Source organism: Pyxidicoccus fallax, from assembly GCF_012933655.1.
Taxonomy (GTDB): domain Bacteria; phylum Myxococcota; class Myxococcia; order Myxococcales; family Myxococcaceae; genus Myxococcus; species Myxococcus fallax.
In genome coordinates this window covers 1-410 of the sequence record NZ_JABBJJ010000793.1, presented here as the reverse complement: position 1 = coordinate 410, position 410 = coordinate 1, and the positions used below count along the sequence as shown (strand labels likewise).

Here is a 410-nt window from a genome sequence, read left to right as displayed (position 1 = left end):
GCCATCATCCGCACGTTTGCCTACGGTGAGCAAGTCGAAATCACCCCGTTTTTCAACCTCGTTCATGTCCTGAATCCGGGTGCGGCATTCAGCTTTTTGGCGAACGCTGGTGGCTGGCAACGTTACTTTTTCATCACGCTGGGTCTGGCTGTTTCTGCTTGGCTGGGGCGCATGCTGTGCCAGCAACGGCCACGTCTCGAAGCGATGGGCTACAGCCTGATCCTCGGCGGTGCGCTGGGCAATGTCGCGGATCGTGTGCTGCGTGGACAGGTTGTTGATTTCCTTGACTTCCATTGGCGACTTGCGCACTGGCCCGCCTTCAACCTCGCTGATGTGGCGATAACTATCGGAGCGCTCTGCCTGTTCTTGACGGTTGTACCGAAAAGCAGTAAAGGCACAGAGGCCGAGGT

The 410-nt window shown here is 57.3% G+C and carries 1 protein-coding gene; it reads left to right on the top strand.

The window, feature by feature from the left end; all coding sequences use genetic code 11:
* Positions 1-410, top strand: a 410-nt coding sequence (gene lspA / locus HG543_RS54190; protein WP_169352739.1) for a signal peptidase II, incomplete at both ends; no start/stop codon positions are given.